Origin of the sequence: Citreimonas sp. (genome assembly GCF_042096055.1) — a bacterium.
In the GTDB taxonomy this organism is placed as follows: domain Bacteria; phylum Pseudomonadota; class Alphaproteobacteria; order Rhodobacterales; family Rhodobacteraceae; genus Citreimonas.
In genome coordinates this window covers 48813-75294 of sequence record NZ_JBELMH010000002.1, presented here as the reverse complement: position 1 = coordinate 75294, position 26482 = coordinate 48813, and the positions used below count along the sequence as shown (strand labels likewise).

Below are 26482 nucleotides of genomic sequence, written 5' to 3'. Positions count from 1 at the left end.
CGGTCGCGCGCGCCGCGGGCGATGCCGCTGAAGCGGCGCGATTGCGTCTGCACGGCTTCCTTCACGTCCCGCTCGAGGATCTCCGTCAGCTGTTCGCGCACCTGGTCCACAAGGTCGTCGGTGATCGTCACGGCGGCCAGCGTTACGTCGATCCCGTCGAAGCGCGCGTCCGCAGAACTGACGCCGACCACAGGCGTGCAGGTGTGGTCGCCCTCGGCGCGGTCGTCGTCGATCGCCTCGATCCGCAGGCTCTGTGGGCTGGTGTAGTCGCCGGCGGTGAAGGTCATCGTTGCCGGCGACACGGTGCACTGCCCGTCGCCCGCGAAGTCCAGCGTCACGGGCGCGGTGGGCGGCGCCAGCAGGAAGAAGTCCATCCGCGCGGTGTCGCCGCTTTCGGATGCGATCATGTCGACATAGGTCACGCCGACCTCGGCCAGATCGTCGTCGGTGATCGTGGCGGTGTCGGTGATGTCGGCCGGCGCGCCCAGAACGGTCGTCGCGTCGCCCGACGCGACGGCGTCGAGCGTCACGATCAGCGTCTCGTCGCCCTCGATGTCGGTGTCCTCGGTCACGTCGATGACCACGTCTGCGGACACTTCGCCCGCGGGGATGGTCACCGTGCCCGACGGTGCGGTGTAGTCGATCCCGGGCGTTGCGGTGCCGCTCAGCGAGTAGGTGATGACCGTGTCGACGGTCGATTCACGCTGCATCGAGACGGTGAGCACCGTCTGCGCCTCGAACTCGAAGATGTCGACGATGGCCACGGTGACGGGGTTCTCGCCGCACAGCGAGAGCGGGATGTTGTTGGCCAGGACGTGCGGGTCGCCGGCTTCGATCACGAAGGTGTCGTAGTACACCGGGTTGCCCGCCAGCGATCCGTCGGCCAGCGCGCCGGTCGATCCGAACTCGGTCGAGCCCAGGACCGCCGGGTTGTCCGGCAACAACGAGGTCACGTCGAGCGCACCGCCCGAGACCGTGCGCGTCGTGCTGGGGACGCCCAGCGCGGTCGGGTAGTCGTAGACCACGGTGAAGGTGCCCGGGATCTGCGCGAACCACTGGTATTCGCCGGTCGTGCCGTCGGCCACGATGCGGATGTCGTTCGAGGTGCCGACGCTGGAGTTGCTGCCCGATGGACCCGTGACGGTGATGCCGCCGCCGGGCAGGATCCGGCCGTCGTCCTCGCAGTAGAAATACCCCTGCGGGTCGTAGTCCTGCGCGTCCGGGATGCCGTCGCCGTCGCGGTCGGCCGTGCTGCTTTCCAGGAAATCCGGAACGCCGTCGCCGTCGTTGTCGGCCGGCGGCGTCGGGTTCGGCGTGCCGGTCAGGTCGGCCGTCACCTCGAGCGGGGTCGCCGCGACCGAGGGGTTGCCCGTCGCGTCCGTGGCGGCGCCCTGCGGCAGTGCGATGACGACCGTTCCGTCGTGGTCGGGCGTCACGGTGGCGGTATAGACCGCCTCGGCCGCCGGCGCGACGATGCCCGACGGCGTCAAGCCCGAGAGCGTGCCGTTGGTGATCGTGAAGTCCGACGGCTCGAGGCCGCTCACCGGGTCGGCGAAGGTGGCGGTGATCTGGAACGGATCGCTTTGGGCGGTGTCCGGACCGCTCAGCACGACCGCGGCGCCCGTCACATCCTTGGCGATCGTGTCGGTCACGATCGCGCCGGCGTTGTTGCCGGCATCGGTCAGCCGCAGCGACAGGGTCAGCGTACCGTCGCCGAGGCCGGACAGGTCGAGGCCGCTCAGCGTCAGGTCGGCGGTGGCGGCGGTGGTGCTGCCGATGACCGGCGTGCCGCCCGCGTCCGAGGTGATCTCCCACGACACGGTCGCGCCCAGTTCCGCGCCGGTGACCGACACGTCGACGGCGTTCGCATTGGCGGCGTTGACGATGGCGGGCACGAAGGAGGCCGCGTAGCCATCCGGTGGCACGTTGTCGAGGACCACCAGGCTTGCGCCGGCCGCGGCGGACGCGCCCGCGCCGACGGTCACTGTTGGCGCGTAGGTCAGGGTTCCGGGATCCGTCGCGAGCAGGTCCAGCGCAATGGTGCAGGTTCCGCCCGCCGAAACGGTTGTCGCCGGCACGCCGGGCGCCGGGGCACCGGCCGCAACGGACCACGGCCCGGACAGACTGCAGGTGCTGGTGGCGTTCGGCACGGCAGCGACGGTCAGCCCGGTCGGGAAGGCCCCGGACACCGCGACCGGGCTGGCGATCACGGCATTGCTGTTGTCGATCGACAGCGTCCACGTGCTGACGTCGTCCTGAGACACCGTCGCGGGCGAGAACGTGGCCGAGACGGTCGGCGTCGGCTCGACCGTCAGCGTCGGCGCGGCGCCGATCGCGGTCAGCGGCGCGCCCAGCGACGAGGCCGACAGCGACAGCGCCGCGGCCGGATAGCCCCCCGCCGGAAGGCTGTCGGGCAGGTCCAGCCGCACCGCGAAGGTGCAGCTGCCGCCCTGCGCGATCGCGCCGTCGAGCAACAGGATCGAGCCTCCGACGGCCTGCAGCCGCGAACCCGAGCCGCAGGGCGTCCCGCTGCCGACACTGGCGGTGATACCGCCGGCGATGGCCGAGATGTCGTCCGAGAAGGTCACGTCGGACAGCGCCGCGCCCGCGAAGTTGTTGGTGATCGTGTAGACCAGGTCGACCGACGCGCCGACGAAGACGCTGGAGCCGCCATCGGCCGCCGACCGGAAGCTGCGCGTGACCGACGGGGCGTCGACGCCGACCACGTCGATCTCGGCCGAGGCCCCGGGCACGGTCTGGGCGACGGTCTCGAGCGTGTAGGCGACGTCGGACGTGGTCAGGTCGACCGTGCGGGTGCCGGCCGCGCCGGGAACGGCGACGTCAACGGTGAAGGCGCAGGCCGTGCCCGGGCAAGCGCCGTGACCTCGGCCGTGACGGTCCCTCCGCCCGTGAAGGCGCCGGCACAGCTGCCGGTCCCTGCGGTCCGAAGCGGCGCACCCACCGGCGTCGCGGTCGCGCCCGGTAGCACGGCGTCCAGGTCGGCAGTGAAGCCCGCCTGCGTGGCGCTATAGAGGGCGCTGGTGTTCGCCAGTTGGAACGTCAGCTCGACCGTTCCGCCGGCCGCGACGGTGTCGGCCGCGAACTGGCTGTCGATGTCGACGATGCTGTTGAGGACCTGCAGCGATGCCCGCAGCGGATCGAAAATCCGCTGGTCCGTCTGCACGGTCGTGACCAAGGGATAATCGCCCTCGGCAGCGGCAGCGGTCACCGTCATCGTCCGCTCGATCGTGCAGGTCTGCAGGGGATCGAGGCTCGATATGATATACGCGACGTTCGTCGGCGAGGCGGAGCTGAACGTGCAGCCGGTCGCGTTTTCCGAGACGGGCGCACCGACCAGCGGCAGGCTGCCCAGCGACGCGTTCAGTCGCACGTTCGTATACGGCGCCACGGGGTCCGGGTTGGTCAGCGCGTAAGTCACGGTGACCGTCGCGCCGGCGGCCGCGGGATCGGGCGTGACCGTGGCCGAGGCTTGCAGAAGCTCGATCGCCGAGACCTCGACCGTGGCCGAGGCGGCCGACGCCGTGCGCGACCCGCTGCTGTCGCTCAACGTGACCGCGCCGGAACTGCTGACGTAGGATCCCGCCCCGGTCCCGTCGGGGATGTCGATGACGAACTCGGCCTCGCAGCGTTCGCCGGGCGCGATCGGGTCGGTCGTGATCTCGTAGATCGAACCGCCGGCCGAGGCGATCGAAGCCGATCCGCCGGACGTGCAGCTGGTGTCGGTCGATACGACGTCGGCCGGCGACGCGCCGATGAACCCAAGATCGTAGTCGAACCTCGCCGAGCCCGCTTCCGCGGCCTCGGGCGTATTTTCCACGACGAACGTCGCGGTGATCTGGCCGCTGGCCGACACGACGTGCGGCGAGACGGTATGGCTCAGCCGCAGGTCGGATGTGCCGACGACGGTCAGCACGTCCGCGGTGCCCGGGCCGATGACCCTGACGCCACCGTCCGCCGTGACGCTGATCTCCGACGTGGCCATCGTGTAATCGCCCGGCCCAGTGACGTCGGGCACGCGGTAGGTCACCATGAAGGTACACGACGTTCCGGCCGCGAGCGTCATGTTGAGGAACGTAAGCCGCGCCGAGGGCGTCGTCTGAACCTGCGGGGACGAGCTTGGGCCGCAGAAGTTGAAGGGCGGGACCGTCGTCGCCGTCAGCATCACCGGATCGTAGAGGTCCGAGACGGTGATCGCCGACAGGGGCGCGGACGAGTTCGGGTTGCTCACCGTGAACTCGACATCGACGGTGAAACCGGCGACGGCGTCGGACTGGAAGGTCTTGGTCACCGTTGGCGGCAGCAAGCCGTCGCCGCGGACAGTCAGGGTGTCCAGTACCCCGTCGCGAGAGAAGGGCGTGCCGCCAAGAGTACCGGTCAGCGGGCTGGTGGTCAGGTCGTAATCGCCGCTCGCCGCTCCGGACGGCACCGCGAGCGTGACGGTAAAGCTGCAGCGGTCGCGCGGCGCCAGCGTGGCGCCGGTCAGGCTAAGCACGCTCGTGCCGGTCAGGCTCGACCCGGCGCCACAGGGATCGGCAAGCGGCAGGCCTGTGGCCACCAGACCCGTCAGCGCGGCGTCCAGATCCTGGGTGAAACCCATGTCGGTCGCGGCGCTGCCCGAGTCGTTGTTGACCAGCGTGTATGTGACGTCGACCGTGTCGCCCGCGTTCACGATGTTCGCCGATGTCTCGGCAAGCAGGCTGACGGCGCCCAGCGGTGGAGTCTCGACCGAGCCGCTGAGCGTGGCGATGCCGCCTGTCCCGCCCGATACCGAGTACGGCGCGGCGATGTCGAAATCGCCCGGCTCGGCCGCGCGCACGGCCACGGTAATCACGCACGAGGTGTTGGCCATCAGGAACCCGCCCACGCTGGTGATCTGGCTTCCGCCCGCGGTGGCGGTCACCGTGGCATTGGTGCAGGTCGTGGTGGCGTTGGGGCTGGGCGCGACCTCGAGCTGCGAAGGAAGGTCGATCACCGGGGCATAGCCGGTCGCGAACGTCCCCGTCGGGTTCTGCGCCGTCAGCGTCAGCGTGGTCGTCTGGCCGATCGACAGGGCGGTCCGGTCCAGGCCGAGTTCGGCGGTGACGCCGGGGTCGACCACCGTCAGCGTGGCCGAGGCCGTGCCGCTGTCGCCCAGGCTCGAGGTCAGCGAGCCGGTGGTATTGCTGAACGAGGGTCCGGGGGTGCCCGCCGTGACCAGGAAGGAGATCGTGCAGCTGGCACCCGTGCCGAGCTGGCCGCCCGAATAGGAAACAGTGCCGTTCCCGACCGGGGCGTTCAGCGTGCCGTTGCAGGTGTTCACGACCGCGCCGTCGGCAACGGTGATCGAGGCGGGCAGATTGTTGACGAACGCGGCGTCGGTCACGACCGACCCCGTGGCCGTGTTGTCGATCGTGTAGACCAGCCGCGTGTTCGTGCCGAAACTGATCGTCGCGGGCTCGAACGAGGTATCGAAGGCGGGTTGGGCCAGCGCCGCACCGGGCAGAAGAACGACGAAGAGGCCGGCCAGCACGCGCCGGCCAAAAGAGGAACGCAACATGAAAAAGCCCCCGTCGGTACGCGCGGGGAAGACTGTCCCCAACTTCCGCGCGGCCAGCCTAGGGCGCGCGCATGCAGCCGATCAACATTTCGTTCCCTGCACTTTTCAACGTGGCGAGTTTCGTGGCGAAACGTGACCTTCAGGCCACGCGCGATACCTAGGGCGCGCGCCGCAACGTGTAGCGCTGCCCGGCCTCGACCGGCCCCTCGACCACGGTTTCGGCGCCGTCCGGCCAGCGGATGCGCAGGGCGGCGGCCGCGCCGGCCTCGCCCAGGCCGAAATGTGCGCCCGGTGCGTCGAAGGACATGAAGCCGCCGCCCAGCTGGATCTCGCGCCGCTGCTCGATGCCGTCCAGCCCGACGAGGGTGACCACGGCGCCGATGCCCGCGCGGTTGCCGGTCCGGTCGTCCAGGATCACCGACAGGCGCCCGCCCTGCGCGCCGTTGACGAAGGCCGCGAGCGGCCCGTTGACCGGGTGCGTCACCATGTCGAGGTCGCCGTCGCCGTCCATGTCGAAGGCGGTCGCCGAGGCGGTCATCAGGAAGTCGGTCAGGCCGGCCTCTTCCGACGCCTCGGTGAACGCGTCCTGATCGTTCCGGAAGTAGAGGTTCGAGGGTGTCACCTCGTTCGGGACCCAAGTGCCGTTGACGATGTAGACGTCCTGCCAGCCGTCCAGGTCGAAATCCGCGATCTTGGTGTCCCAGCTCCAGCCGCCCACGTCCAGCCTGCGCGCGGCGGCGCGGTCGACGAAGGCGTCGCCATCGCGTTCCAGCAGCACGTTCGAGCGCAGGACCTGCGGCAGCGCCGCGTCCAGCTCGGCCTGCGCGGGTTGCCCGGCGGGCGCGAAGTGCCAGCGGCAATAGGCCTGCGGGATCGCCTGACCGGCGGGGATCAGATCGCACAGCGCCGGGTCGCGGCGCTGGATCGCCAGGTCCTTGACCAGCATCGCGCGACACTCGGCCTGGTAGCGGCCCGTCATTGCAAGGCAGCGTTCGGCATAGCCGGGATCGAAGCTGTTGCCCGAACGGTACCACCGCTTGATGTCCATGTTGGTCTGGCAGACCGCCTTGGCCTCGGCATTCTCGATCGCGTCGCAGTAGCGCTCGATCGGCTGCATGCGCAGACGCTCGGAGACGCCCGAGGATCGCCCTGCGATCTGCGCAAGGTAGAGGTCGGGCGTGCCGTCGTTGAACAGGTCGGCGGTCTTGACCGCCATCGTGGTCGTCGTGACGTGCGGGATCAGGCCGTCGTCGCGCGCGACCATGCGCAGCCCGCCCTGCCCGTCACCCAGGTAGACGTAGTCGGGGATGTCGAAGTCGTTGCCGACGATCAGATCCTGCGCCCCGTCGCCGTCGAGGTCCGAGAACAGGATCGACAGCGTCTCGCCGGGGATGCCGGGCAGGTCGGAATAGGTCTCGCCCAGCGGCGCGCCATCGTTCAGGATCACCCGGTTGCGGCTTTCCTCGCCCGGGATGCGGCGGTACCAGCCGGCCGCCCAGTTGCCCAGTGCCACGTCCAGCCGGCCGTTGCCGTCGATATCCGCGAAGCTCAGCGCCATCGACAGCGGCGTGTCGGCAACGTTCGCAACCGGCACCGGCGGCTCGGCCCCGAAGGTACCGCCCACGTTGCGCCACCAGTGATTGCCGTCGAGATAGGTTGCGACGAACAGGTCCGGCGCGCCGTCGTTGTCCAGATCCGCCAGCGCCGCGTTGAAGACGGCCATCTCGGCCAACGGGCCCGGGTCGACCGCCATGCGCGTGAAGCGCCCCGTCCCGTCGTTCTCGTAGAGGTATAGCCCGATCTCGGTCGACGCGATCACCAGGTCGTCGTCGCCGTCCCCGTCAATGTCGCCGGTGGACAGGCTTCGCCCCTCCCAGAACGGGGGCCACATGTCGCGCATGGTGAACTCGACCGGCTTGTCGATGCCCAGCGACGCCGCCTCGACACGCTCGAACAGCGCCTTCTCGCGCGGCGAGGGCGGGGCGAGCGGAGTGGCGGTCACGGTCACCGCGCCCGCGTCGCCGGTGACAGAAAGTCCCTCGGCCGTGGCCGCCTGCGCGGCGCCCCAAAGCACCGGCGCCTCGGCCTGGCCAAGCAGCAGCTCAAGCGCGCGGTCGGTCTGGCGCTGGTGGTACAGGTGCGCCCCGGCACCGGCCGCGAAGCCCAGCGTGCCGATCACCGCCGCCATCAGCAAGGCCGCGCGCATCCCCAGCGCCTGCGCGATGATGAAGAACGAATAGACCGAGAAGCTGCCCAGCGTGATCAGCAGCGCCATGACATAGCCGTGGCTGAGCCCGGCGGCGATCAGCGCGCCGGCCAGCACCACGTCGAAGGACATGGGCACCGGCAGGAACAGCCCCAGCGCGCAGACCAGCGCCAGCGCGCCCAGCCCGAAGGCCAGTCCGGTGATCGCCTCGGTCGGAAACAGCGTGCCCACCACGGCGCCGAGGAAGCCTGCCAGAAGCATCATCGGCACGGTCAGCTTCACGATGTACCAAAGATTGGCGGCGTAGGCCTTCGCCACCGCCCAGACCGCCGACAGCAGGCTTTCGGAGGCTTCCGGGTAGAGGTCGGTCCCGCTCCACGGCGTCTGGACGATCTCGGACGCCTCGATCTGCCGGCGCGGCAGGGTGCGGGCGATCAGCGGCACGGCGACCAGGATCACCACGAGGCTCAGCGCCAGCTTCGTCACCGCCATCCACACCGGCACCAGGCTGAACAGCATCGTCAGCACCACGATGTTCAGCGTCGGCGACGCGACCATCGCGGCCAGCGTCGTCTCGGCGCGCATGCCCGACGCGTACATCCCCTTGCCGATCGGCGCCGCGCAGTTGGCGCAAACGCCCAGCGGCGCGCCCAGCGCCATGCCCAGCGCCGCGTTCGAGAAGCCGCCCGCCAGCGCCCGGCGCTGCAGGAACGACACCGCCGTCATGAAGGCAGCCGCGAACAGGATGCCGAAGGTCATGCCCTTGCGGTTGGTGTTGATCCAGTTCAGCGTCGTCCAGAAGATCCGCTCGAGCGTGCCCATCGCCTCGGTCAGCTGGTACTTCGCCTCGAAACTCAGCGGATCCTCGAGCTGGATCGCGCCGGACATCATCGCCTTCTCGTTCAGCGCCGGGTAGCGCGAGCCGGTCCAGAACAGGTAGGCCAGCGTGCCGACGATCAGCAGGGCCAGCAGGAACCGCTTTTCACAGGCGGGGCGGATCAGGGTCGTCATCGGAGCCTCGAAGGAACGGGTGTCGCGTGCATGCGTTCGCACCTTGATCCGTGCCGCCCCGCCCTGACCAGCGGCAATGACCGGAACCGCTGCGAAAAGCCGAAAATGTGACATTCCGCACCACTGTATACCGATGTATGCGGTTTACGACGCCGCCGCTTTGGCCTATGGCGGGGGCAATCGAAGAAAGGGTTGCTTCATGTCCGATTCCCAAATGCCCGACATCATCTACACCAAGGTCGACGAGGCGCCCGAGCTGGCCTCGGCGTCGTTCCTGCCGATCATCCAGCGCTTCGCGCGCGCGGCGGGCGTCAGCGTCGACACCCGCGACATCAGCCTTGCGGGGCGCATCATCGCCGCCTTCCCCGAACGCCTGACCGAGGCGCAGCGCCAGGACGACGACCTGGCCGCCCTGGGCGAACTGGTGAAGAAGCCCGACGCGAACGTCATCAAGCTGCCCAACATCTCGGCATCGGCGCCGCAGCTCGACGCTGCGATCAAGGAGCTTCAGGGTCAAGGCTACGATCTGCCCGACTACCCCTACAAGCCCGCCACCGACGAAGAGCGCGACATCCAGAAGCGGTACGACGCGATCAAGGGGTCGGCCGTGAACCCCGTCCTGCGCGAGGGCAACTCGGACCGGCGCGCCGCCGAGGCGGTGAAGAAGTTCGCGCAGGCAAACCCGCACTCGATGGGCAAGTGGGAAAGCGACAGCAAGACCCGCGTCGCGACCATGGGCAAGGACGACTTCCGCTCGAACGAACGCTCGGTCACGCTGAGCGACGCGCAGGCCGGCAAGGCGCGCATCGTGCACACCGCCCCCGACGGCACCGAGACCGTGCTGAAAGAGGGCGTCGACCTGCCCGCCGGCACCGTCGTCGACGCGACCTTCATGTCCGCCAAGGCGCTCGATACCTTCCTCGAGCGCGAGATCGAGGCGTCGCGCAACGAGGGCGTGCTGTTCTCGCTGCACATGAAGGCCACGATGATGAAGGTCAGCGACCCGATCATCTTCGGCCACGCGGTGCGCGCCTACCTCAAGCCGGTGTTCGAGAAGCACGGCGACACGCTGGCCGAGCTGGGCGTGAACCCGAACTCGGGCCTCGGCACCCTGCTGCAGAAGGTCAAGGACCAGCCGCAGATCGTCGCCGACATCGACGCCTGCATGGCCGAGCGTCCGCCGATGTACATGGTCGACAGCGGCAAGGGCATCACCAACCTTCACGTGCCGTCGGACGTCATCATCGACGCCTCGATGCCCGCGCTGATCCGCGCCGGCGGCAAAGGGTGGGGTCCGGACGACGCCAAGCACGACACCAACTGCGTGATCCCCGACAGCTCCTACGCCGGCGTCTATGACGAGACGATCAAGTACTTCAAGGAAACCGGCGCGCTCGACCCGGCGACCTCGGGCGCGGTGCAGAACATCGGCCTGATGGCGCAGAAGGCCGAGGAATACGGCAGCCACCCGACCACGTTCGAGATCCCCAAGGACGGCACCGTGAAGATGTACGCGGCCAACGGCGACCTGCTGCACGAGCACGCGGTCGAGGCCGGCGACATCTGGCGTGCGGCCAGCGCGCGCCGCGCCCCGATCGAGGACTGGGTCAAGCTGGCGATCGAACGCCAGAAGGCCGAGGGCTGCGAGGCAATCTTCTGGCTGGACGAGGACCGCGCCCACGACGCAGAGCTGATCGGCTTCGTGAAGCCCATCCTCGAGCGCGAGGGCGTGTCGGACCGCTTCAAGATCATGTCGCCCGAGAAGGCCACGCGCCAGACGCTCGAGACGATCCGCAAGGGCGAGAACTCGATCGCGATCACCGGCAACGTGCTGCGCGACTACCTGACCGACCTGTTCCCGATCCTCGAGCTGGGCACCTCGGCCAAGATGCTGTCGATCGTCAAGCTGATGAACGGCGGCGGCCTGTTCGAGACCGGCGCCGGCGGCACCGCGCCCAAGCACGTCCAGGACCTGGTTGCGACCAACCACCTGCGCTGGGACTCGCTGGGCGAGTTCTGCGCGCTGGCCGAAAGCCTGAAGTTCATGGCGGACCAGAAGAACAACGAGAAGGCCCGCCTGCTGGGCCGCGCCGCCGAAAAGGCGACGCAAGGCGTGCTGGATAATGACCGCTCGCCGCAGCGCAAGCCGGGCCAGCCGGACAACCGTCACAGCCACTACTGGTTCGGCCGCTACTGGGCCGAGGCGCTGGCCGCGCAGACCGAGGATGCCGATCTGGCCGCCGAGTTCGCGCCGCTGGCCAAGGCACTGGCCGAGAACGAGGAGAAGATCGTCGCCGAGATGATCGAGGCGCAGGGCACCAAGGTCGACCTTGGCGGCTACTATCACCCCGATCCGGAAAAGCTGGCGGCGGTGATGCGGTCTTCGCTGACGCTGAACGCGATCATCGGCTGATCGCATCTTAAAAAAGAAACGGAAGGGCCGGCATCTGCCGGCCCTTTTCGTTTTCCGGTGGATCAGCGCGGCTTCTGAACGTCCAGCAGGTCGAGGAACAGCGCCGCGTGGTCCATTTCTGCGGCCCCGTCATGCGCGTCGATCAGGCGGAGATAGCGGTCGCGGATCGCCCGCGCCATCGGCAGGGTCAGGCCTAGCGCCTCGGCCTCGGCAAGGGCGTTCTGCATGTCCTTCAGCTGCGTCGTGCACAGTGCGCCGGGCGCGAAGGCCCGGTCGGTCATGCGCGCGCCGTGCAGTTGCAGGACGGTGCTGTCGGCGAAGCCGCCCTTCAGCGCGTCGCGTACCGCCGCCGGGTCGGCCCCGCCGCGTTCCAGCAGCAGCATCGCCTCGGCCACGGCGCCGATGGTGATGCCGACGATCGCCTGGTTGGCCAGCTTCGCCAACATGCCCGCGCCGCTGGGACCCACATGCACCGGCCGCCCCAGCGCCAGAAGCACCGGGCGCGCAATGGCGAAGGTCTCGGCGTCGCCGCCCGCCATGATCGCCAGCGCGCCCGCCTCGGCCCCCGCAGTGCCGCCCGACACGGGCGAATCCAGATGCGCCACGCCCAGCGCCGCGAGGTCGCGCGCCTGCTGCCGCGCCTCCTCTGGTCGGGCCGAGGCCATCTCGATCCAGGTCTGCCCGGGCTCGAGCGCAGCGCACAGCGCCGCGTCCGCCAGCAGGCCGGCGGTCGCGCGGCCGTCCGACAGCATCGAGATCACGAATTCAGCGCCGGCCACCGCGGAAGCCGGGCGAAGACATACCGTCAGACCGGTCGCTTCCAGCGCGCGGGCCTTGGCCTCGGTCCGATTCCAGACGCGCACCTCGTGCCCGGCGCGCACCAGCGCCCGCGCCATCGGCGCCCCCATCAGCCCCGTGCCCAGTACTGCGACCTGCATGCGTTCCCCCGGTTCCGTCCGGGGCGCTATAGCCAAATCCGCGCGCCGGGCCTAGAGCCTCAGGCAGGCGCGGGCTTGTCGCGTCCGGACAGAGCGCTGTCGAGCTCGCGCACAAGGCGGCGCTCTTCCTCGGCGCGGGGCTTCGACAAGCCCGCCAGCAGAAGGTAGGCGACCGGCGTCAGGTAGAGCGTCGACAGCGTCGCCAGCCCCAGCCCGCCGACGATCACCCACCCCAGCGCCTCGCGCGCCTCGGCGCCGGCGCCGGCCGACAGGATCAGCGGCACGCCGCCCAGCACGGTCGAGACCATGGTCATCATCACCGGGCGCAGCCGGACGGTCGACGCCTCGAGGATCGCGTCGTAGACGCTGGCGCCCCGGTCGCGTAGCTGGTTCGCGAACTCGACGATCAGGATGCCGTTCTTGGCCATGATGCCTATGAGCATCACCAGCCCGATCTGGCTGTAGACGTTCAGGCTCAGCCCGGTCAGGACAAGCGCGATGATCGCGCAGGCCAGCCCCAGCGGCACCGTCGCCATCACCACCAGCGCCGAGATCACGCTTTCGAACTGCGCCGCCAGCACCAGCAACACCACAGCGATTGCGAACCCGAAGGTCACGATCAGGCCCGCGCCGGTCTGCTCCAGCGTCGCGGCCTCGGCCAGCGGCACGATGCGGTTCTCGTCGGCCAGAACCTCGTCGCCCAGCCGGCGCACCTCGGCCAGCGCGTCGCCCAGCGCGAATTCGGGCGTCAGCGAGGCGGTGATCTCGACCGCGCGGTTCTGCCCCTCGCGGCCCAGCTCGGGTGCGACCGCGCGCTCGGTCAGCGACACGAAACTGGACATCGGCACCATGGTGCCGTCCTGCGCCTGCACGAAGACGTTCGACAGGTCACTCGGGTCGTTCACCGGGTCCGAGGTCGACAGCATCTGGATGTCGTAGCTTTCGTCGTCGATGAACACCGACCCCACGGTGCGTCCGTCCAGCACTGCGCGCAGCGCCTCACCCAGGCCCGCGATCTCGACCCCGAGGTCGGATGCACGCGTGCGGTCGATCTCGACGAACAGTTGCGGCTGCGTCGTCTCGTAGTCCAGGCGGACCGATCCGAAGGCCGGGTTCTCCTGCATCCGGGCGATCAGGTCGTCGGCCACGTCCGCCAGCTGCGCGTAGCTGGCGCCCGAGATCGCGAAGCTGAGCCCGCGCCCCGCACCACGGATGCCAAGCGAGTTCGGCTGGATCGCGAAGGCGCGCACGCCCACCACCTGCGACAGGCCGGCGTTGATGTCCTCCACGATCTCGTTCTGCGACCGTTCGCGTTCGTCCCACGGCGCCAGGCTGAACACCATGAAACCGCGGCTGTCCGACCCGAAGCCGGTGATCGAGAAGACGTTGGTCACCTCGCCGCTGTCGCGCAACGGGTCGGCGATGGCCTCGATCTCGCGCATCTTGGCTGTCGTGTAGTCCAGCGACACGCCCTGCGGCGCGTTGACGATCAGCAGGGCGACAGCGCGGTCCTCGCGCGGGGTCAGCTCCTGCCGGATGCCGCCGAACATCATCGCCGCGGTCAGCGCGAACAGCACCGCCGCGACGACCACGACCACGGGCAGCGCCAGCGCCGTGCGCAGCGTCGCGGCGTAGAGCGCCGCCAGCCGGTTGCCCAGCCAGACCATAGGACCACGCGGATCGGCGACGGGCTCGGCCGTCAGCATGCGGCTGGCCAGCACCGGGCACAACGTCAGCGCCACCACCGACGACAGGCCGACCGCCATGGCGAGGGTAAAGCCGAACTCGCGGAACAGCCCGCCCGCCTGGCCGGGCAGGAAGGACAGCGGCACGAAGACCGCCGCCAGCGTCGCGGTGGTGGTCACGACCGCGAAGAACACCTGCCGCGTACCCAGCACGGCCGCCGCGCGCGGGCCGATGCCGTCGGCGCGCCGCCGCACGATGTTTTCCAGCACCACGATCGCGTCGTCGACCACCATGCCGGTCGCGAGCACCAGCGCCAGCAGCGTCAGGATGTTGACCGAGAAGCCCACGAGATAGATCGCCGCCAGCGTGCCGATCAGCGCCACCGGCATGGTCAGCGCCGGCACCAGCGTCGCCCGCGCGTCGCGCAGGAAGACGAAGATCACAACGACGACGATTGCCACCGCCATCCCCAGCGTCTTCAGCACCTCCTCGATCGCGCCGTTGATGAAGATCGCGTCGTCCGACGTGACGAAGATCGAGATGTCGTCGGGCAGCGACGCCTGCAGGCTGTCGACCACCGCCCGCACGTCGCGCGAGATCTCGAGCGTGTTCGACGTGGCCTGTCGGATCACGCCCAGCCCGATCCCGGTCTGGCCGTTGGCGCGCAGGATCGTCTCGTCCGGGGCGGGGCCCAGCGTCACGGTCGCCACGTCGCCGACGCGCACGTCGGGCGCGATGGTCAGATCCTCGAATGCGTCGGGTGTGGCCACGGTCGCCGTGGTGCGCACGTTGATCGACTGCCGTCCGCCCGACAGGTCGCCGGCGGGGGAATCGTAGGCCACGTCAGCCAGCCCGGCGCGCAGGTCGGCCAGCGTCAGCCCGCGCGCGGCCAGCGCGGCCATGTCGATGTCGACGCGGAAGATCGGCTCGCGGTCGCCGTAGACCTGCAGGTCGGCCACGCCCTCGACCGAGATCAGCCTGTCCTCGACCCGATCGCGCACGATGCGCGTCAACTCCTGCGGCGAACGGCCCGGAGAGGTCACGGCGATCCGCACCACCGGCTGCGCGTCATCGTCGGCCTTGACCACGCTCGGCGCCTCGGCGCCCTCGGGCAACTGGTTGGCGATCCGCGCCACGGCGTCGCGCGCATCGGTGGCGGCGACGTCGATATCGACGTTCTCCTGGAATTCGAGCGTCACGCGGCTCGACCCGAAGCGCGACGAGGACGAAATCGTGCGGATGCCCGACACGCGACCAACCGCGCCCTCGATCCGGCCGGTGACTTCCTGGTCGACGCTTTCGGGCGACGCGCCGGGAAAGTCCGTGCGGACCGTCACGACCGGGCTGTCGACGTTGGGCAATTCGCGGATCTCGACCCCGAACAGGGCGGCGATGCCGGACAGGATCAGCAGCGCGCTGATCACCAGCGCCAGGATCGGGCGGCGCACGAACAGCGCGGTGCCCGACCCGCCGATGGCCTTGCTGTCGTCGGTGCTCATCCCCGCGCCCTCACAGCCGCGCCGGGCCGTCGAGCGCGGCTTGCCCGGTGGCGGCGCTGCCCTCGACCACCTCAACATCCGCGCCGGGCCGCAGGCTCTGCACGCCCTCGATCACCACCGGGTCGCCCGGCTGCAGGTCGCCCTCGACCACGACGCTGTCGGCGTTGCGCTGGCGGATCGTCACGGTCACGCGCTGCGCCTTGCCGTCGCGCACGGCCCAGACGTAGGACCCCTCGCTCGACCATTGCACGGCCAGCGGATCGACGGCGGGCAGCACCTCTCCGGGAAAGCTGAGCTGGACCTTGAAGGCCATGCCGGCGCGCAGGCGGTCGTCGTCGTTGGCGACGCGGCCCTGCACGCGCAGCGTGCGGCTGGATCGATCGACTATGTTGTCGATCGCGGCGATCTGCCCTTCGAGCACGAGGTCCGGAATACCCAGCGGCCGCGCGCTCAGCGGCGTGTCCACGTCGACCTGCGCCACCGCGCGTTCGGGGATGCGGAAATCGATCAGGATGGCCGAACGGTCGGTGATAGACCCGATCTCGGCCTGCGCGGAGACGCGATCACCCTCTTCGAGATCGAGCACCCCCATCCACCCCGAGATCGGCGCCCGCAACGTGCGGCGGTCGAGGTCGTATTCCGCCTGCTGCACTTCCAGCTCGGCCGTGCGCAGGGCCAGCCGCGCCTCGCGCTGGCGCACGCCGCTGACGGTGCCGGCATCGGCCAACTGGCCCAGCCGCTCGGCGTCGTCGCGCGCCTCGTCCAGCATCAGGCGGGCGCGTTCCAGCGCGATGCGCTCGGCCTCGGAATCGAGGCGCAGGATCACCGATCCCGCCTCGACATAGGTGCCGCCGGCGACGGGAAGCTCGGTGATCTGGCCGCTGACCTCGGCGCGCAGGGTGACGGCCCGCAGCGCCTGCCCGTCGCCGATCGACTCGATCCGGTCGTCGATGGCGCCTTCGGCCACGTCCGAAACGACGACCCGCGCGGCACCGCCCCCGCCCCAGCCGCCTCCGCCGGCCGGCGCCGGCTCGGCCGCCTCGACACCCAGCAGACCGGCAAGCCCCGCGCGTTCCAGCCACGGCCCGGATGACGGCACGTAGGTGATCCACAGGAAAAGCGCCGCCGCGATCACGACCGCCGAAAGGATGATCTGTCTGAGAATGGCCATGGCGAATCCTTCTTGACGCGAAGGTAACGCGCCGCGACGTTCTGTCACCCGTTATCACCCGGGCGTTATCCGCCGCGAGCGCTTTTGCCGGCTGCCGTGGCGCGACGCACAACGGGCAGGCGGCGCTCGCTACTCCAGCGGCAGGCCGACGTAGTTCTCGGCGATCGAGCGCGACGCGGCCTCGGACCCCGAGAGGTAGTCGAACTCGGCCCGCTGCATGCGCGTCTCGAACGGCGAGTTCTCTGGGAACTGGTGCATCAGCGTCGACAGCTGCCACGAGAACCGCTCGACCTTCCAGACGCGGCGAAGAGCGGCGGCGGAGTAGCCGTCGAGAAGGCGGTCGTCGCGGCCGCGGTAATGCGCCGTCAGCGCGCGCGCCAGCAGCCGGATGTCGGCGACCGCCAGGTTCAGCCCCTTGGCGCCGGTGGGCGGCACGATATGCGCCGCATCGCCCGCCAGGAACAGCGCACCGTGGCGCATCGGCTCGGCGACGAAAGACCGCAGCGGCGCGATGCTCTTCTCGAACGAGGGGCCGGTTTCCAGCTTCGCCGCCGTCTCGGGGCCCAGCCGCACGGCAAGCTCTTCCCAGAAGCGGTCGTCGGACCAGTTGTCGACGTGATCGTCCAGTTCGCACTGGATGTAGTAGCGGCTGCGCGTCTTCGACCGCATCGAGGCCAGGGCGAAGCCCCGCGCGTGGTTGGCATAGATCAGCTCGTGGCTGACCGGCGGCCGGTCGACCATGATGCCCAGCCAGCCGAACGGATAGACACGCTCGAAGGTGCGCAGCACCGTCTCGGGGATCGCCTTGCGCGATACGCCGTGAAACCCGTCGCAGCCAGCGACGTAGTCGCATTCCACCGTCACGGCGCGGTCCTCGTGCCGGAAATGCACGCGCGGCGCGTCGGTGGTCAGGTCGGCCGGCGTCACATCCTCGACGTTGAAGAAGAAGCGCTGCCCATCGGCGAAGCGGCGGTCGAACAGGTCCTTCGTCACCTCGGTCTGACCGTAGACCGTGACCGACTTGCCGGTCAGCGCCTTCAGGTCGATGCGGTGCCGGTCGCCGTCGAAGGCCAGGTCGAAGCCGTCATGCGGCAGCCCCTCGCGGTGCAGGCGGTCGGCGACGCCGGCCTCTTCCAGCGCCTGCACGGTGCCCTGCTCGAGCACGCCGGCGCGGATGCGACCCTCGATATAGGCGCGGTCGCGGCGATCGAGGACGACGCTGTCGATCCCGGCCATCGCCAGAAGCTGCGACAGAAGCAGCCCGGCCGGTCCCGAACCGATGATGCAGACCTGGGTTTTCACGGTTTCGCTCATCTTTCCCCCCTTGGCCCCCCGGACACGGATTACAGGCTCGGGCCCGATGCGGGAAGCCGTATGTGGCGCACAGAGTGCGTGCGCGGACGCCTAGAGTGCGAAGTCGATCGTCCAGTGCGTGCCGCCCTCGACGACGCAGGTGCGCGATGCCCCCAGCTGGTCCGCCAGCGCCGAGACGATGCGCGGCCGGCGCGGCGCGCCGGTCTCGTCCGGGCGCATGCCGATGCCGTCGTCGGCCACGACCAGGCGGCAGGTCGCCTGGTGCCGCTCGACGCTCAGGTCGATGCGCCCGGCGGCGCGCCCGTCGAAGGCGTGCTTGATCGCGTTGGTCACCAGCTCGTTGGCCAGCAGCACCACCGGCAGCGCCTTGCGGATGTTCACGCGGACCGGGCAGACCTCGGCATGCAGGCTGACATGCGGCGGGCAGATCGAGTCGCGCATGCGATCAGTCAGGACGGTCAGCACGGCCTTCAGGTCGATCTCGTCCGCCTGACCGGTCTCGTCCAGGATCTCGTGCACGACGGAGATCGACATGATCCGTCCCGACGCCTCGAGCAGCGCCGACGAGATCGCCGGATCCTGGGCCGAGCGCGCCTCGGTCCGCAGCAGGGCCGACATGATCGCCAGGTTGTTCTTCACCCGGTGGACCAGTTCGCGCTTGAGGATCTCGGACGCCTCGACCGAGGCCTTCAGCTTCGCCTCGGTCTTGCGGTGCAGGGCCAGCTGTTCATTGAGCTCGCGAATCTGCTGGGCATGCGTGCGAAAGCCCGCCGTGGCGTCGGGGACCGCGGTCATCAGCACCGCCGGCGCTGCGCCGTCGCCGGCGCGCAGACCCCGCGCGCGCAGGTGGAACGTCTCGTCGCCGCGCTGCAGCCGCAGCGGCAGCCAGTTCGACGAGGACGCCGCCAGCGCCAGCATATCATACAGCCCGCCGCCCTGCGGCGTCGCCCAGGCATCCAGCCGCGGCGGGTCGCACGGATCCACGCGCCGCAGCCCCAGCTCGGCCAGCGCGGCGTTGTTCGCGTAGCGAATCCCGCCGTCGAGGCTCACCACCAGCGTGGGCACCGGGTGATCCGCAAGCGCGAGGCCCGCCAGGCGGTCGTCGATCATGTCGCGCCGCCGGTCTTCGGGGGATCGGGGATGCGGTAATATTCGCGCGTCTCGGCCACCTCGGGCCCGGGTTCCAGCCAGATCACCACGCGGCAGCCCGCGTCGCCGCGCGCGATCGTCTCGGACAGCTCGACCCGGGCGTAGCCCAGGTTGTCCGCCGCGATCCGCCCGAAAACGTTCGAGGTCATCATGCACAACGAGGTGCGCCCCTCGACCATGCGGCCGAACGGGCAACGCGTGTTGCCGAAGACGAGCTTCTCCTCGTCAGCTGAGATCAGGTAGAACTCGCCGTTGATCCGGCGCTTGAGATCGACGCAGACCTGCGCCACCTGCTCGGGCGTCAGCGCATCGGTGCCCAGCGCGGCGCGATAGTTCCGGTCCATCCAGCGGCCCATCTGGCTGCCGACGGTGCTGACATAGCCTTCGGCCGCGTCGACGCCGACCACGCCCTCGAGCGTGCCGGCCAGCTCGCGCAGCAGTCGCCGCATGAACAGGTCGCTGTCGAGATCCAGTTCCACGTCGCGCAGGTCGTCCGGCACTTATGTCCTCCTGACGCCGCATCTCGGGCTGCGTCCGCGCGACGCGGAGAACCCGAAGATGCGGCCAAACAATCCGATTGATCCGGCAATACAATACGAACGGGGGTCTTGCGACAGGATTCCGCGCGGCAATCCGCGCGATTGCATGCATTCGCGGCCGATCCCTGCCGATCCGCGTGCGTCGCGGCCCCTCGCCAAGGCTCCGGGCGAGCGCCAAATCCTGCCCGGCTTTCCTCGGAACCTGCTCCGCGCCGCACCTGTTCAGAACGAAAGACGAGGGCCGTTTCCATGACGACGCAACCGCAATGGTGGCAGGGCGCCGCCATCTACCAGATCTATCCCCGCTCGTTCCTCGACACCACCGGCAACGGGGTGGGCGACCTGGCCGGCATCACGCGCAAGCTGGATTACGTGGCCGAACTCGGCGTCGACGCGATCTGGATCTCGCCCTTCGTGCAGTCGCCGATGAAGGATTACGGCTACGACGTGTCGGACTACCGCGCGGTCGACCCGCTGTTCGGCCAGCAGGGCGACGTGCAGGTGCTGTTCGACGAGGCGCACAAGCGCGGGCTGAAGGTGCTGATGGACCAGGTCCTGTCGCACACCTCCGACCAGCATCCGTGGTTCGCCGAAAGCAAGCTGTCGCGCGACAACCCCAAGGCCGACTGGTATGTCTGGGCCGACGCGGCCCCGGATGGCGGGCCGCCCAACAACTGGCTGTCGGTGTTCGGCGGGCCGTCCTGGCAATGGTCGCCCTGGCGCAGCCAATACTACCTGCACAACTTCCTGCGCGAACAACCCGACCTGAACTTCCACAATCCGGACGTGCAGGAAGCGATGCTCGACGTCTGCCGTTACTGGCTGGACCTCGGCGCCGACGGCTTTCGGCTGGACGTGTGCGCGTTCTACTTCCACGACCGGCAGCTGCGCGACAACCCGCCCGAGCCCGAGGCGCCGCGCGGCGCGCATTTCCAGTTCAACCCCTACAGCCACCAGCGCCACACCCGCGACATCGGCCAACCCGAGAACCTGGGCTTTCTCGAACGCCTGCGCGCGCTGATCGACGAATACGAGGATCGCGTCCTGCTAGGCGAGATGCACCAGGAGAACTACGCCCAGCTGCACCGCGACTATACGGCGCCGGGCCGGCTGCACCTGGCCTACGGCTACGACCTGCTGGGCGCCGAGACGCTGGATGCGGGCGTGGTGCGCGCGTCGGTCGAGAAGCTGGGCCATGCGGACGACGACGGCTGGCCCTGCTGGGCGATGGACAACCACGACTTCACGCGCACCCCCACCCGCTGCGGCGTCGAGGACGAGCCCGACGCCGCCGTGGTGGCGCTGGCGGCGCTGACCTGCCTGCGCGGCGCGTCGTGCCTCTACCAGGGCAGCGAGCTTGCCCTGCCCGAGGCGCAGCTGGACTTCGAGGACCTGCAGGACCCCTACGGCAAGGAGTTCTGGCCCGCCTACAAGGGCCGTGACGGCGCCCGCACGCCGATGCCGTGGAAGGCCGAGGAACCGCATGGCGGCTTCAGCGAAGCCGACCCGTGGCTGCCGGTGCCGCCCGCGCATGCGCGCCTTGCCGTCGACGTCCAGGACACCCAGCCCGGAAGCCCGCTGAACCGCGTGCGCGCCTTCCTCGATTGGCGCCGGACCGAACCCGCGCTGCGCACCGGCAGCATGGTGATCCACGACGCACCCGACGGCGTGCTGGCCTTCACCCGCGACGACGGGCGCGGGCCGGTGTTCTGCGCCTTCAACCTCGCGTCCGAGGGCACGTGCCTGGACCTCGGGCACGCGGTCAGCGGCGATGCGCTCGACGGGCATGGCTTCGGCTGCCACGCGGACGACAGCGGCATCCACCTGCCCGCCTGGGGCGCGTGGTTCGGCCGTCCGCCCGGTGCGCAGGCCGAGGGCACTCGGGCATGAGCGAGCAAGCCCCAGCAACCCTGGACGCGGGGCGCGCCGCGCAGGTCGCCGAGGCGATGCTGACGCCGCGCGGCCCGTCCGATCCCGACCGCGACTGGTGGCGCGGGGCGATGTTCTACGAGGTCTACATCCGCTCGTTCGCCGACAGCGACGGCGACGGGGTAGGCGATCTGCGCGGTGTCATAGACCGGCTCGACCACATCGCCTCGCTCGGCGTCGACGGGGTCTGGCTGTCGCCGTTCTACCCCTCGCCGGGACAGGATTTCGGCTACGACATCAGCGACATGCGCAACGTCGACCCGCAGATGGGCTCGCTCGGCGACGTGATGGAGCTGGTCGAGGCGTGCCATGTGCGCAACCTCAAGCTGCTGCTCGACTTCATCCCGTGCCACACGTCGAACCGGCACCCGTGGTTCCTGGAAAGCCGACGCGACCGCACGGGGCCGCGCGCCGACTGGTACGTCTGGGCCGACGCCGCGCCCGATGGCGGCCCGCCCAACAACTGGCTGTCGTCCTTCGGCGGCGGGTCGGCCTGGACGTGGGAGCCGCGACGCCAGCAATACTACTACCATCCGTTCCTCGACTGTCAGCCGGCGCTGAACCTGCGCAACTCCGACGCGCTGCACGCGGTGATCGACGCGCTGCGCTTCTGGCTCGACCTCGGGGTCGACGGCTTTCGCCTCGACGCGATCCAGTGCCTGTGCTGCGACGCGAACCTGCGCGACAACCCGCCCCGCCTGCCCGGCGACGACCAGATCCGCCTGGGCGGCGGCCCCGGCAACCCGTTCGCGCGCCAGCAGCACCTGTTCGACCGCGATCTGCCCGACGCGATCGCCATCATCGAGACGTTGCGCGAGGCCGTCGAACCCTACCGGCCCACCCGCGCCCTGATCGGAGAGCTGGCCGACGTCGACAGCTCGCGCTTCGCGGTCAAGTACACCGCCGACGACGCGCGGCTGCACGCGGTCTACGATTTCGACCTGATCAACACCGACCAGACGCTCGAGCAATGGATGCGCCAGCTCGAGGTGCGGTCGGACTTCATCGGGTCGGGCTGGCTGATGAACAACCTCACCAACCACGATTCCATCCGGGCGGTGTCGAACCTGACCGGCTTCGCCGAACGCGCCGGAGAGCGGGCACGCGCCGCCAAGCTGCTGCTGTTCCTGCAGGCCACGCTGCGCGGCGGCGGCATCATCTTCCAGGGCGAAGAGCTGGGCCTGCCGCAGCCCGACATGCCGTTCGAGGCGCTGCGCGACCCGTGGTCGATCAACCTCTGGCCCGATTTCGTCGGCCGCGACGGCGTGCGCACCCCGGTGCCGTGGAGCGCGGACGCGCCCGGCGCGGGCTTCTCCGAAGCCGAGCCGTGGATGCCCGTCGCCCCCGAACACCTGGCCCTGGCGGTGTCCGAACAGCAGGACGATCCGGACAGCGTGCTTAACTTCCTGCGCGACCTGCTGCGCTGGCGGCGCGAGATGCCGGTGCTGCGCCTCGGCGCCGAGCGCACCGGCGCGCATGCCGCCGCGCCGCTGATCGTGTTCGACCGCTTCGACGACACGCGCACGCTGACGATCGTGCTGAACTTCTCGCTGGACGAACGCTGGCACCCCGTGGACCCGCCCGCCCGGCCGGTCGACTGCCCCGGCGGCACGGCCGAGATGACCGCGCAGGGCCTGCGCGTGCCCGGCCTCGGCTTCGGCGTGCTGGATCGTGGCAGGCCTGCGCATGCCGCGCCCGGCCCCGGCTAGGCCTGCGCACAGGCCGGAACCCCGGGGGCCGCGAACCGGTTTGTTTTCCGACGGTTGCGAAAAACGGAGGACGGCATGGCGCACGAAGACCACGACCGATCCGGGCAGGACCAGGATCACCAGCACGGCGGTGGAGGCGGCATGTACCTGCGCTTCGCGGCGATGATCGCCACCTCGACGGTCGTCATGTACATCCTGATGTATCTCAACAGCTGGTCGCTGGAGCACGTCTTCTTCAGCCAGACCCGCATGTGGATGGCGCTCTACATGGGGATGGCCATGGCCATCGTCATGCTCGCCTACATGCTGGGCATGTACCGCAACCGCAAGCTGAACGCCGCGATCTTCGGCGGCGCGGCGGTCTTCTTCGGCATCTTCCTGTGGCTGGTGCGCAGCCAGGAAACCGTGGGCGACGTGGCCTGGATGAAGGCGATGATCCCGCACCATTCCATCGCGATCATGACGTCGGAGCGCGCCAACCTGTCCGATCCCCGCGCGCAGAAACTGGCGGACGAGATCATCGCCGCGCAGAACCGCGAGATATCCGAGATGCGCTGGCTGATCGAACGGCTGGAGAACGGCGAGACGGTGGACGACCCCGCGCTGGGGCACGAGCCCGGCCCGCCCGAGGTCGCCTCGCTGATCGACGCGCTGGCCAGCCCGGTCGTCGCGACGCTCGACCTCGAACCGATCGACAGGGCGCAGATCACGCAGGTCGTGGGCGACGCGCCCTGCACCTTCAGCCGCTCCGTTACGGCCGAGCCGGTCCTTGCCGTCGGGCGCGAAGGCCAGGGCGTCACCGCGATCTCGGGCCAGCTGGTCGAGCTTTCGGCCACGACGCCGCCCACGCCCGAGGGCACCGTCGCCGAGACCGACAGCTTCGTCATCACCGTGACCCCCGAGGACGACGACGAGGCGACACTGGTGTTCGAGCTCGACACCGAGCCCGCTTTGACGGTGGGCTACGACGGTTACTGGTCCTGCGCCGCCGCCTAGGAGGCATCAGCCTTGGTGCCGGCGCGCGGTCCAGATCGTGTGCCGCGCGCCGCGCTTGCCGTGGCCGGCACGGACGGCGTGCGTCTCGGCCGCGAACCCGGCGAGCGAAAGACGTTTGGTGAAACCCGCATCCGTGTGCGCCGACCAGACCGCCAGCACGCCGCCCGGCCGAAGCGCCCCCCGCGCGGCGCGCAGGCCGCCCTCGCCATAAAGCGCGTCGTTGTCGTCGCGCGTCAGCCCGTCGGGGCCGTTGTCGACATCCAGCAGGATCGCGTCGTAGGCCCCTGCGCCGGCGCGGATCTCGTCGCCGACGTCGCCCTGCCGGATCTCGACCCGCGGATCGGCCAGGCAGTCGCCGAAGACCGGCTGCATCGGTCCCGAAGCCCACTCCACCAGCTCGGGCACGATCTCGGAGACGATCAGCCGCGCGTCCGGCGGCGCCACGGCCTGCGCCGCGCGCAGGGTGAATCCCATCCCCAGCCCGCCGATCAGCACCACCGGCGCCCCACGCCCGCCCAGCCGGTCCAGTGCCAGCGTCGCCAGCGCCTCTTCCGATCCGCCGAGCCGACTGTTCATCAGTTCGTTCCCGCCGCCCAGGCGGATCGAGAACTCGTCCCCCCGGCGCAGCAGCCGCAGCACGCCGCCTTCGGGCGCCGTCGCAGCCGCCAGTTCGATCCATGGCAGCATCGCCGCTCTCCCGTCAGGTCCGCAAGCGGCTACCCCATCGCGCGAGCCGGGTGAAGCCCCGGGACCGCGTCACTCGGCCGGGCCGCCGCGCTTCAGGCTGTCGCGGATCTCCAGCAGCACGTCCAGCTCGGACGGGCCCGTGTGCACGGCGGGGGCCACGTCGTCGGGCTTGTCGGCGACGGACTTGATGCGGTTCACCATCTTCACCAGCAGGAACACCACCACCGCGATGATCAGGAAGTTCACGCAGGCCATCAGGAAGTTGCCGATGGCGAAGACCGGTACGCCCGCCTCGGCCGCCTCGGCGATCGACGCGAACTCGCCCTCGCCCAGAATGTAGAACCACCCCGAGAAGTCGATGCCGCCGGTGAACAGCGCGATGAACGGGTTGATCAGGTCGCCCACCAGCGAATTGACGATCGCGGTGAACGCCGCGCCGATGATGATGCCCACCGCCAGGTCCATGACGTTGCCCTTGGCGATGAAGTCCTTGAATTCGTCTATCATTCCGCTGCACCTCTGCTGTCCGCGATCCCGGCGGCCGCGCCGCCCGTCGGCGCAGACTCGCGCCTTGCGCGGCGGCGATCAAGCCCGTGGATGCGCAACCGGCGCGCCGCGCGTCCGCGCGGTCACTCCAGCGGGATGGTCAGCTGGTAGACCAGCCCGCCCGGGCGGTAATCCAGTTCGGCCTCGCCCCCCATCTCGCGTCCGACGACGCTTTGCAGCAGCAGCGAGCCGAAGCCCTGCCGGTCGGGCGGCGTGACCGCAGGGCCGCCGACCTCGCGCCAGCAGATCCGCAGGCGTTGCGGCTCGGACGTGCGGTCGATCGTCCAGTCCAGCCGCACATGGCCGCCCTTCTCGGTCAGCGCGCCGTATTTCGCCGCGTTGGTGGCCAGCTCGTGCAGCGCAAGGCCGAACATCCGCCCCATGCGCGCCGGCAGACGCACGTCGGGGCCGTCGATGACAATCGTCTCGGCCCCGGCTCTGCGGTGCGGCGCAAGCACGTCCTCGGCGATACGACGCGGATCGACCACGTCCACGTGGTCCTCGAAAACCAGGCTTTCCGCCTTCGACAGCGCCTGCAGCCGGCCCTTTAGCGCGTCGCGGAACTCGCTGGCCGAGCGGCCCTCCACCTCGGTTTGCGACACCAGCGCCTGCACGAGGCCCAGCACGTTGCGCACGCGGTGCCCCAGTTCGCGCGCCAGCACCGAGTGTTCGCGCGCGCGCCGCTCCAGCTCGGCGTTGCGGCCCATGCGCTCGACCGCCATGGCCACGAGGTTGGCGTAGGTGCTAAGGAACGCGATCTCGTCGCCGTCGAAATCGCGCTGGTCGGGCGAGTCAATTTCGAGCACGCCGAATGCCTGCTCGTCGCCCGAGATGATGACGTTGACCATGCTTCGCACGCCGTGCCGCACCAGCAGGTCCGGGATGGTGAAGCGGTCCTCTTCATCGATCCGGCGCGACACCACCGGCTCTCCGGTCAGCAGCGCGTGCCCGGCGGGCGACCGTTCGTGGTCCGGCAGCGTGGCGTGGCCGACCACGCCCGGCTCCCAGTTGACGCCGGCGCGCAGCAGGAAGTCCCCGTGCTCGGGGCGATGCTGCAGGACCTTGACCAGTTCCACCTCCAGCGCCTCCGACACGAGCTCGGCCGCGCGGGTCAGCAGCGCGTCCAGATCCG

General features: G+C 69.7%; 16 protein-coding genes. 4 read left to right on the top strand and 12 right to left on the bottom strand.

The features are described 5' to 3' along the window. The 3 genes from ACFDTC_RS01260 to ACFDTC_RS01250 all read right to left on the bottom strand — a co-directional run. On the bottom strand, positions 1-2753 hold a 2753-nt coding region (locus tag ACFDTC_RS01260; protein WP_375257048.1), incomplete at its 3' end, for an Ig-like domain-containing protein. 44 nt (positions 2754-2797) lie between these two features. Further along, positions 2798-5557 (bottom strand): hypothetical protein, encoded by a 2760-nt coding sequence (locus tag ACFDTC_RS01255; RefSeq protein ID WP_375257047.1) that lies wholly within the window; start codon positions 5555-5557, stop codon positions 2798-2800. Between the two features lie 157 nt (positions 5558-5714). Next, on the bottom strand, positions 5715-8774 hold the full coding sequence (locus tag ACFDTC_RS01250) for an FG-GAP-like repeat-containing protein (RefSeq protein ID WP_375257046.1): 3060 nt from the start codon (positions 8772-8774) through the stop codon (positions 5715-5717). Positions 8775-8973: 199 nt separating this feature from the next. On the opposite strand from ACFDTC_RS01250, the gene ACFDTC_RS01245 reads away from it, so the two are divergent. Beyond that, entirely contained in the window at positions 8974-11187 is a 2214-nt protein-coding gene (locus ACFDTC_RS01245) for an NADP-dependent isocitrate dehydrogenase (RefSeq protein ID WP_375257045.1), read from the top strand. Positions 11188-11249: 62 nt separating this feature from the next. Here ACFDTC_RS01245 and ACFDTC_RS01240 read toward each other — a convergent pair whose 3' ends face one another. The 6 genes from ACFDTC_RS01240 to ACFDTC_RS01215 form a co-directional block, all read right to left on the bottom strand. Next, complete coding sequence (locus tag ACFDTC_RS01240; RefSeq protein WP_375257044.1) at positions 11250-12125, bottom strand: NAD(P)-dependent oxidoreductase; 876 nt, start codon at positions 12123-12125, stop codon at positions 11250-11252. 59 nt (positions 12126-12184) lie between these two features. After that, positions 12185-15310: an efflux RND transporter permease subunit gene (locus ACFDTC_RS01235; RefSeq protein WP_375257043.1), complete on the bottom strand. Its 3126-nt coding sequence runs from the start codon at positions 15308-15310 to the stop codon at positions 12185-12187. Positions 15311-15320: 10 nt separating this feature from the next. Continuing rightward, positions 15321-16481: an efflux RND transporter periplasmic adaptor subunit gene (locus tag ACFDTC_RS01230; protein ID WP_375257042.1), complete on the bottom strand. Its 1161-nt coding sequence runs from the start codon at positions 16479-16481 to the stop codon at positions 15321-15323. A 129-nt stretch (positions 16482-16610) separates the two neighbouring features. Then, entirely contained in the window at positions 16611-17795 is a 1185-nt protein-coding gene (pobA, locus tag ACFDTC_RS01225) for a 4-hydroxybenzoate 3-monooxygenase (protein WP_375257041.1), read from the bottom strand. 90 nt (positions 17796-17885) lie between these two features. Then, a complete protein-coding gene (locus ACFDTC_RS01220; RefSeq protein ID WP_375257040.1) occupies positions 17886-18905 on the bottom strand; it encodes a sensor histidine kinase in 1020 nt (339 codons plus the stop codon). Then, positions 18902-19444 carry a methanogen output domain 1-containing protein gene (locus ACFDTC_RS01215; protein ID WP_375257039.1) on the bottom strand — a complete coding sequence of 181 codons (543 nt, stop codon included), beginning with the start codon at positions 19442-19444 and terminating at the stop codon, positions 18902-18904. Before ACFDTC_RS01215 ends, ACFDTC_RS01220 begins: the two co-directional genes overlap by 4 nt. A 288-nt stretch (positions 19445-19732) precedes the next feature. On the opposite strand from ACFDTC_RS01215, the gene ACFDTC_RS01210 reads away from it, so the two are divergent. The 3 genes from ACFDTC_RS01210 to ACFDTC_RS01200 all read left to right on the top strand — a co-directional run bounded on the left by ACFDTC_RS01210 (position 19733) and on the right by ACFDTC_RS01200 (position 24117). Then, on the top strand, positions 19733-21373 hold the full coding sequence (locus ACFDTC_RS01210) for an alpha-glucosidase (protein ID WP_375257038.1): 1641 nt from the start codon (positions 19733-19735) through the stop codon (positions 21371-21373). Continuing rightward, positions 21370-23121, top strand: a complete 1752-nt coding sequence (locus tag ACFDTC_RS01205) for an alpha-amylase family glycosyl hydrolase (RefSeq protein ID WP_375257037.1) — start codon at positions 21370-21372, stop codon at positions 23119-23121. The genes ACFDTC_RS01210 and ACFDTC_RS01205 overlap by 4 nt, the downstream gene beginning before the upstream one ends. Before the next feature lie 75 nt (positions 23122-23196). Beyond that, positions 23197-24117 carry a DUF305 domain-containing protein gene (locus ACFDTC_RS01200; protein ID WP_375257036.1) on the top strand — a complete coding sequence of 307 codons (921 nt, stop codon included), beginning with the start codon at positions 23197-23199 and terminating at the stop codon, positions 24115-24117. Positions 24118-24123: 6 nt separating this feature from the next. Here the strand turns inward: ACFDTC_RS01200 and ACFDTC_RS01195 are convergent, their stop codons facing one another. The 3 genes from ACFDTC_RS01195 to ACFDTC_RS01185 all read right to left on the bottom strand — a co-directional run. Beyond that, the gene (locus ACFDTC_RS01195; protein ID WP_375257035.1) at positions 24124-24804 is read right to left on the bottom strand and encodes a spermidine synthase; all 681 of its coding nucleotides are present in this window, start codon (positions 24802-24804) and stop codon (positions 24124-24126) included. 69 nt (positions 24805-24873) lie between these two features. Further along, positions 24874-25311 (bottom strand): large conductance mechanosensitive channel protein MscL, encoded by a 438-nt coding sequence (mscL, locus tag ACFDTC_RS01190; RefSeq protein ID WP_375257034.1) that lies wholly within the window; start codon positions 25309-25311, stop codon positions 24874-24876. 122 nt (positions 25312-25433) lie between these two features. After that, the coding region (locus ACFDTC_RS01185; protein ID WP_375257033.1) for a sensor histidine kinase at positions 25434-26482 on the bottom strand (1049 nt) is incomplete at its 5' end.

What these genes read in the sequence shown, in the direction of transcription:
- pobA (WP_375257041.1), bottom strand. Translation starts at nt 17,795, where the DNA reads ATGAGCGAAACCGTGAAAACCCAGGTCTGCATCATCGGTTCGGGACCG.
- ACFDTC_RS01220 (WP_375257040.1), bottom strand. Translation starts at nt 18,905, where the DNA reads ATGATCGACGACCGCCTGGCGGGCCTCGCGCTTGCGGATCACCCGGTG.
- ACFDTC_RS01240 (WP_375257044.1), bottom strand. Translation starts at nt 12,125, where the DNA reads ATGCAGGTCGCAGTACTGGGCACGGGGCTGATGGGGGCGCCGATGGCG.
- ACFDTC_RS01205 (WP_375257037.1), top strand. Translation starts at nt 21,370, where the DNA reads ATGAGCGAGCAAGCCCCAGCAACCCTGGACGCGGGGCGCGCCGCGCAG.
- ACFDTC_RS01235 (WP_375257043.1), bottom strand. Translation starts at nt 15,310, where the DNA reads ATGAGCACCGACGACAGCAAGGCCATCGGCGGGTCGGGCACCGCGCTG.
- ACFDTC_RS01255 (WP_375257047.1), bottom strand. Translation starts at nt 5,557, where the DNA reads ATGTTGCGTTCCTCTTTTGGCCGGCGCGTGCTGGCCGGCCTCTTCGTC.
- mscL (WP_375257034.1), bottom strand. Translation starts at nt 25,311, where the DNA reads ATGATAGACGAATTCAAGGACTTCATCGCCAAGGGCAACGTCATGGAC.
- ACFDTC_RS01230 (WP_375257042.1), bottom strand. Translation starts at nt 16,481, where the DNA reads ATGGCCATTCTCAGACAGATCATCCTTTCGGCGGTCGTGATCGCGGCG.
- ACFDTC_RS01210 (WP_375257038.1), top strand. Translation starts at nt 19,733, where the DNA reads ATGACGACGCAACCGCAATGGTGGCAGGGCGCCGCCATCTACCAGATC.
- ACFDTC_RS01245 (WP_375257045.1), top strand. Translation starts at nt 8,974, where the DNA reads ATGTCCGATTCCCAAATGCCCGACATCATCTACACCAAGGTCGACGAG.
- ACFDTC_RS01250 (WP_375257046.1), bottom strand. Translation starts at nt 8,774, where the DNA reads ATGACGACCCTGATCCGCCCCGCCTGTGAAAAGCGGTTCCTGCTGGCC.
- ACFDTC_RS01195 (WP_375257035.1), bottom strand. Translation starts at nt 24,804, where the DNA reads ATGCTGCCATGGATCGAACTGGCGGCTGCGACGGCGCCCGAAGGCGGC.
- ACFDTC_RS01200 (WP_375257036.1), top strand. Translation starts at nt 23,197, where the DNA reads ATGGCGCACGAAGACCACGACCGATCCGGGCAGGACCAGGATCACCAG.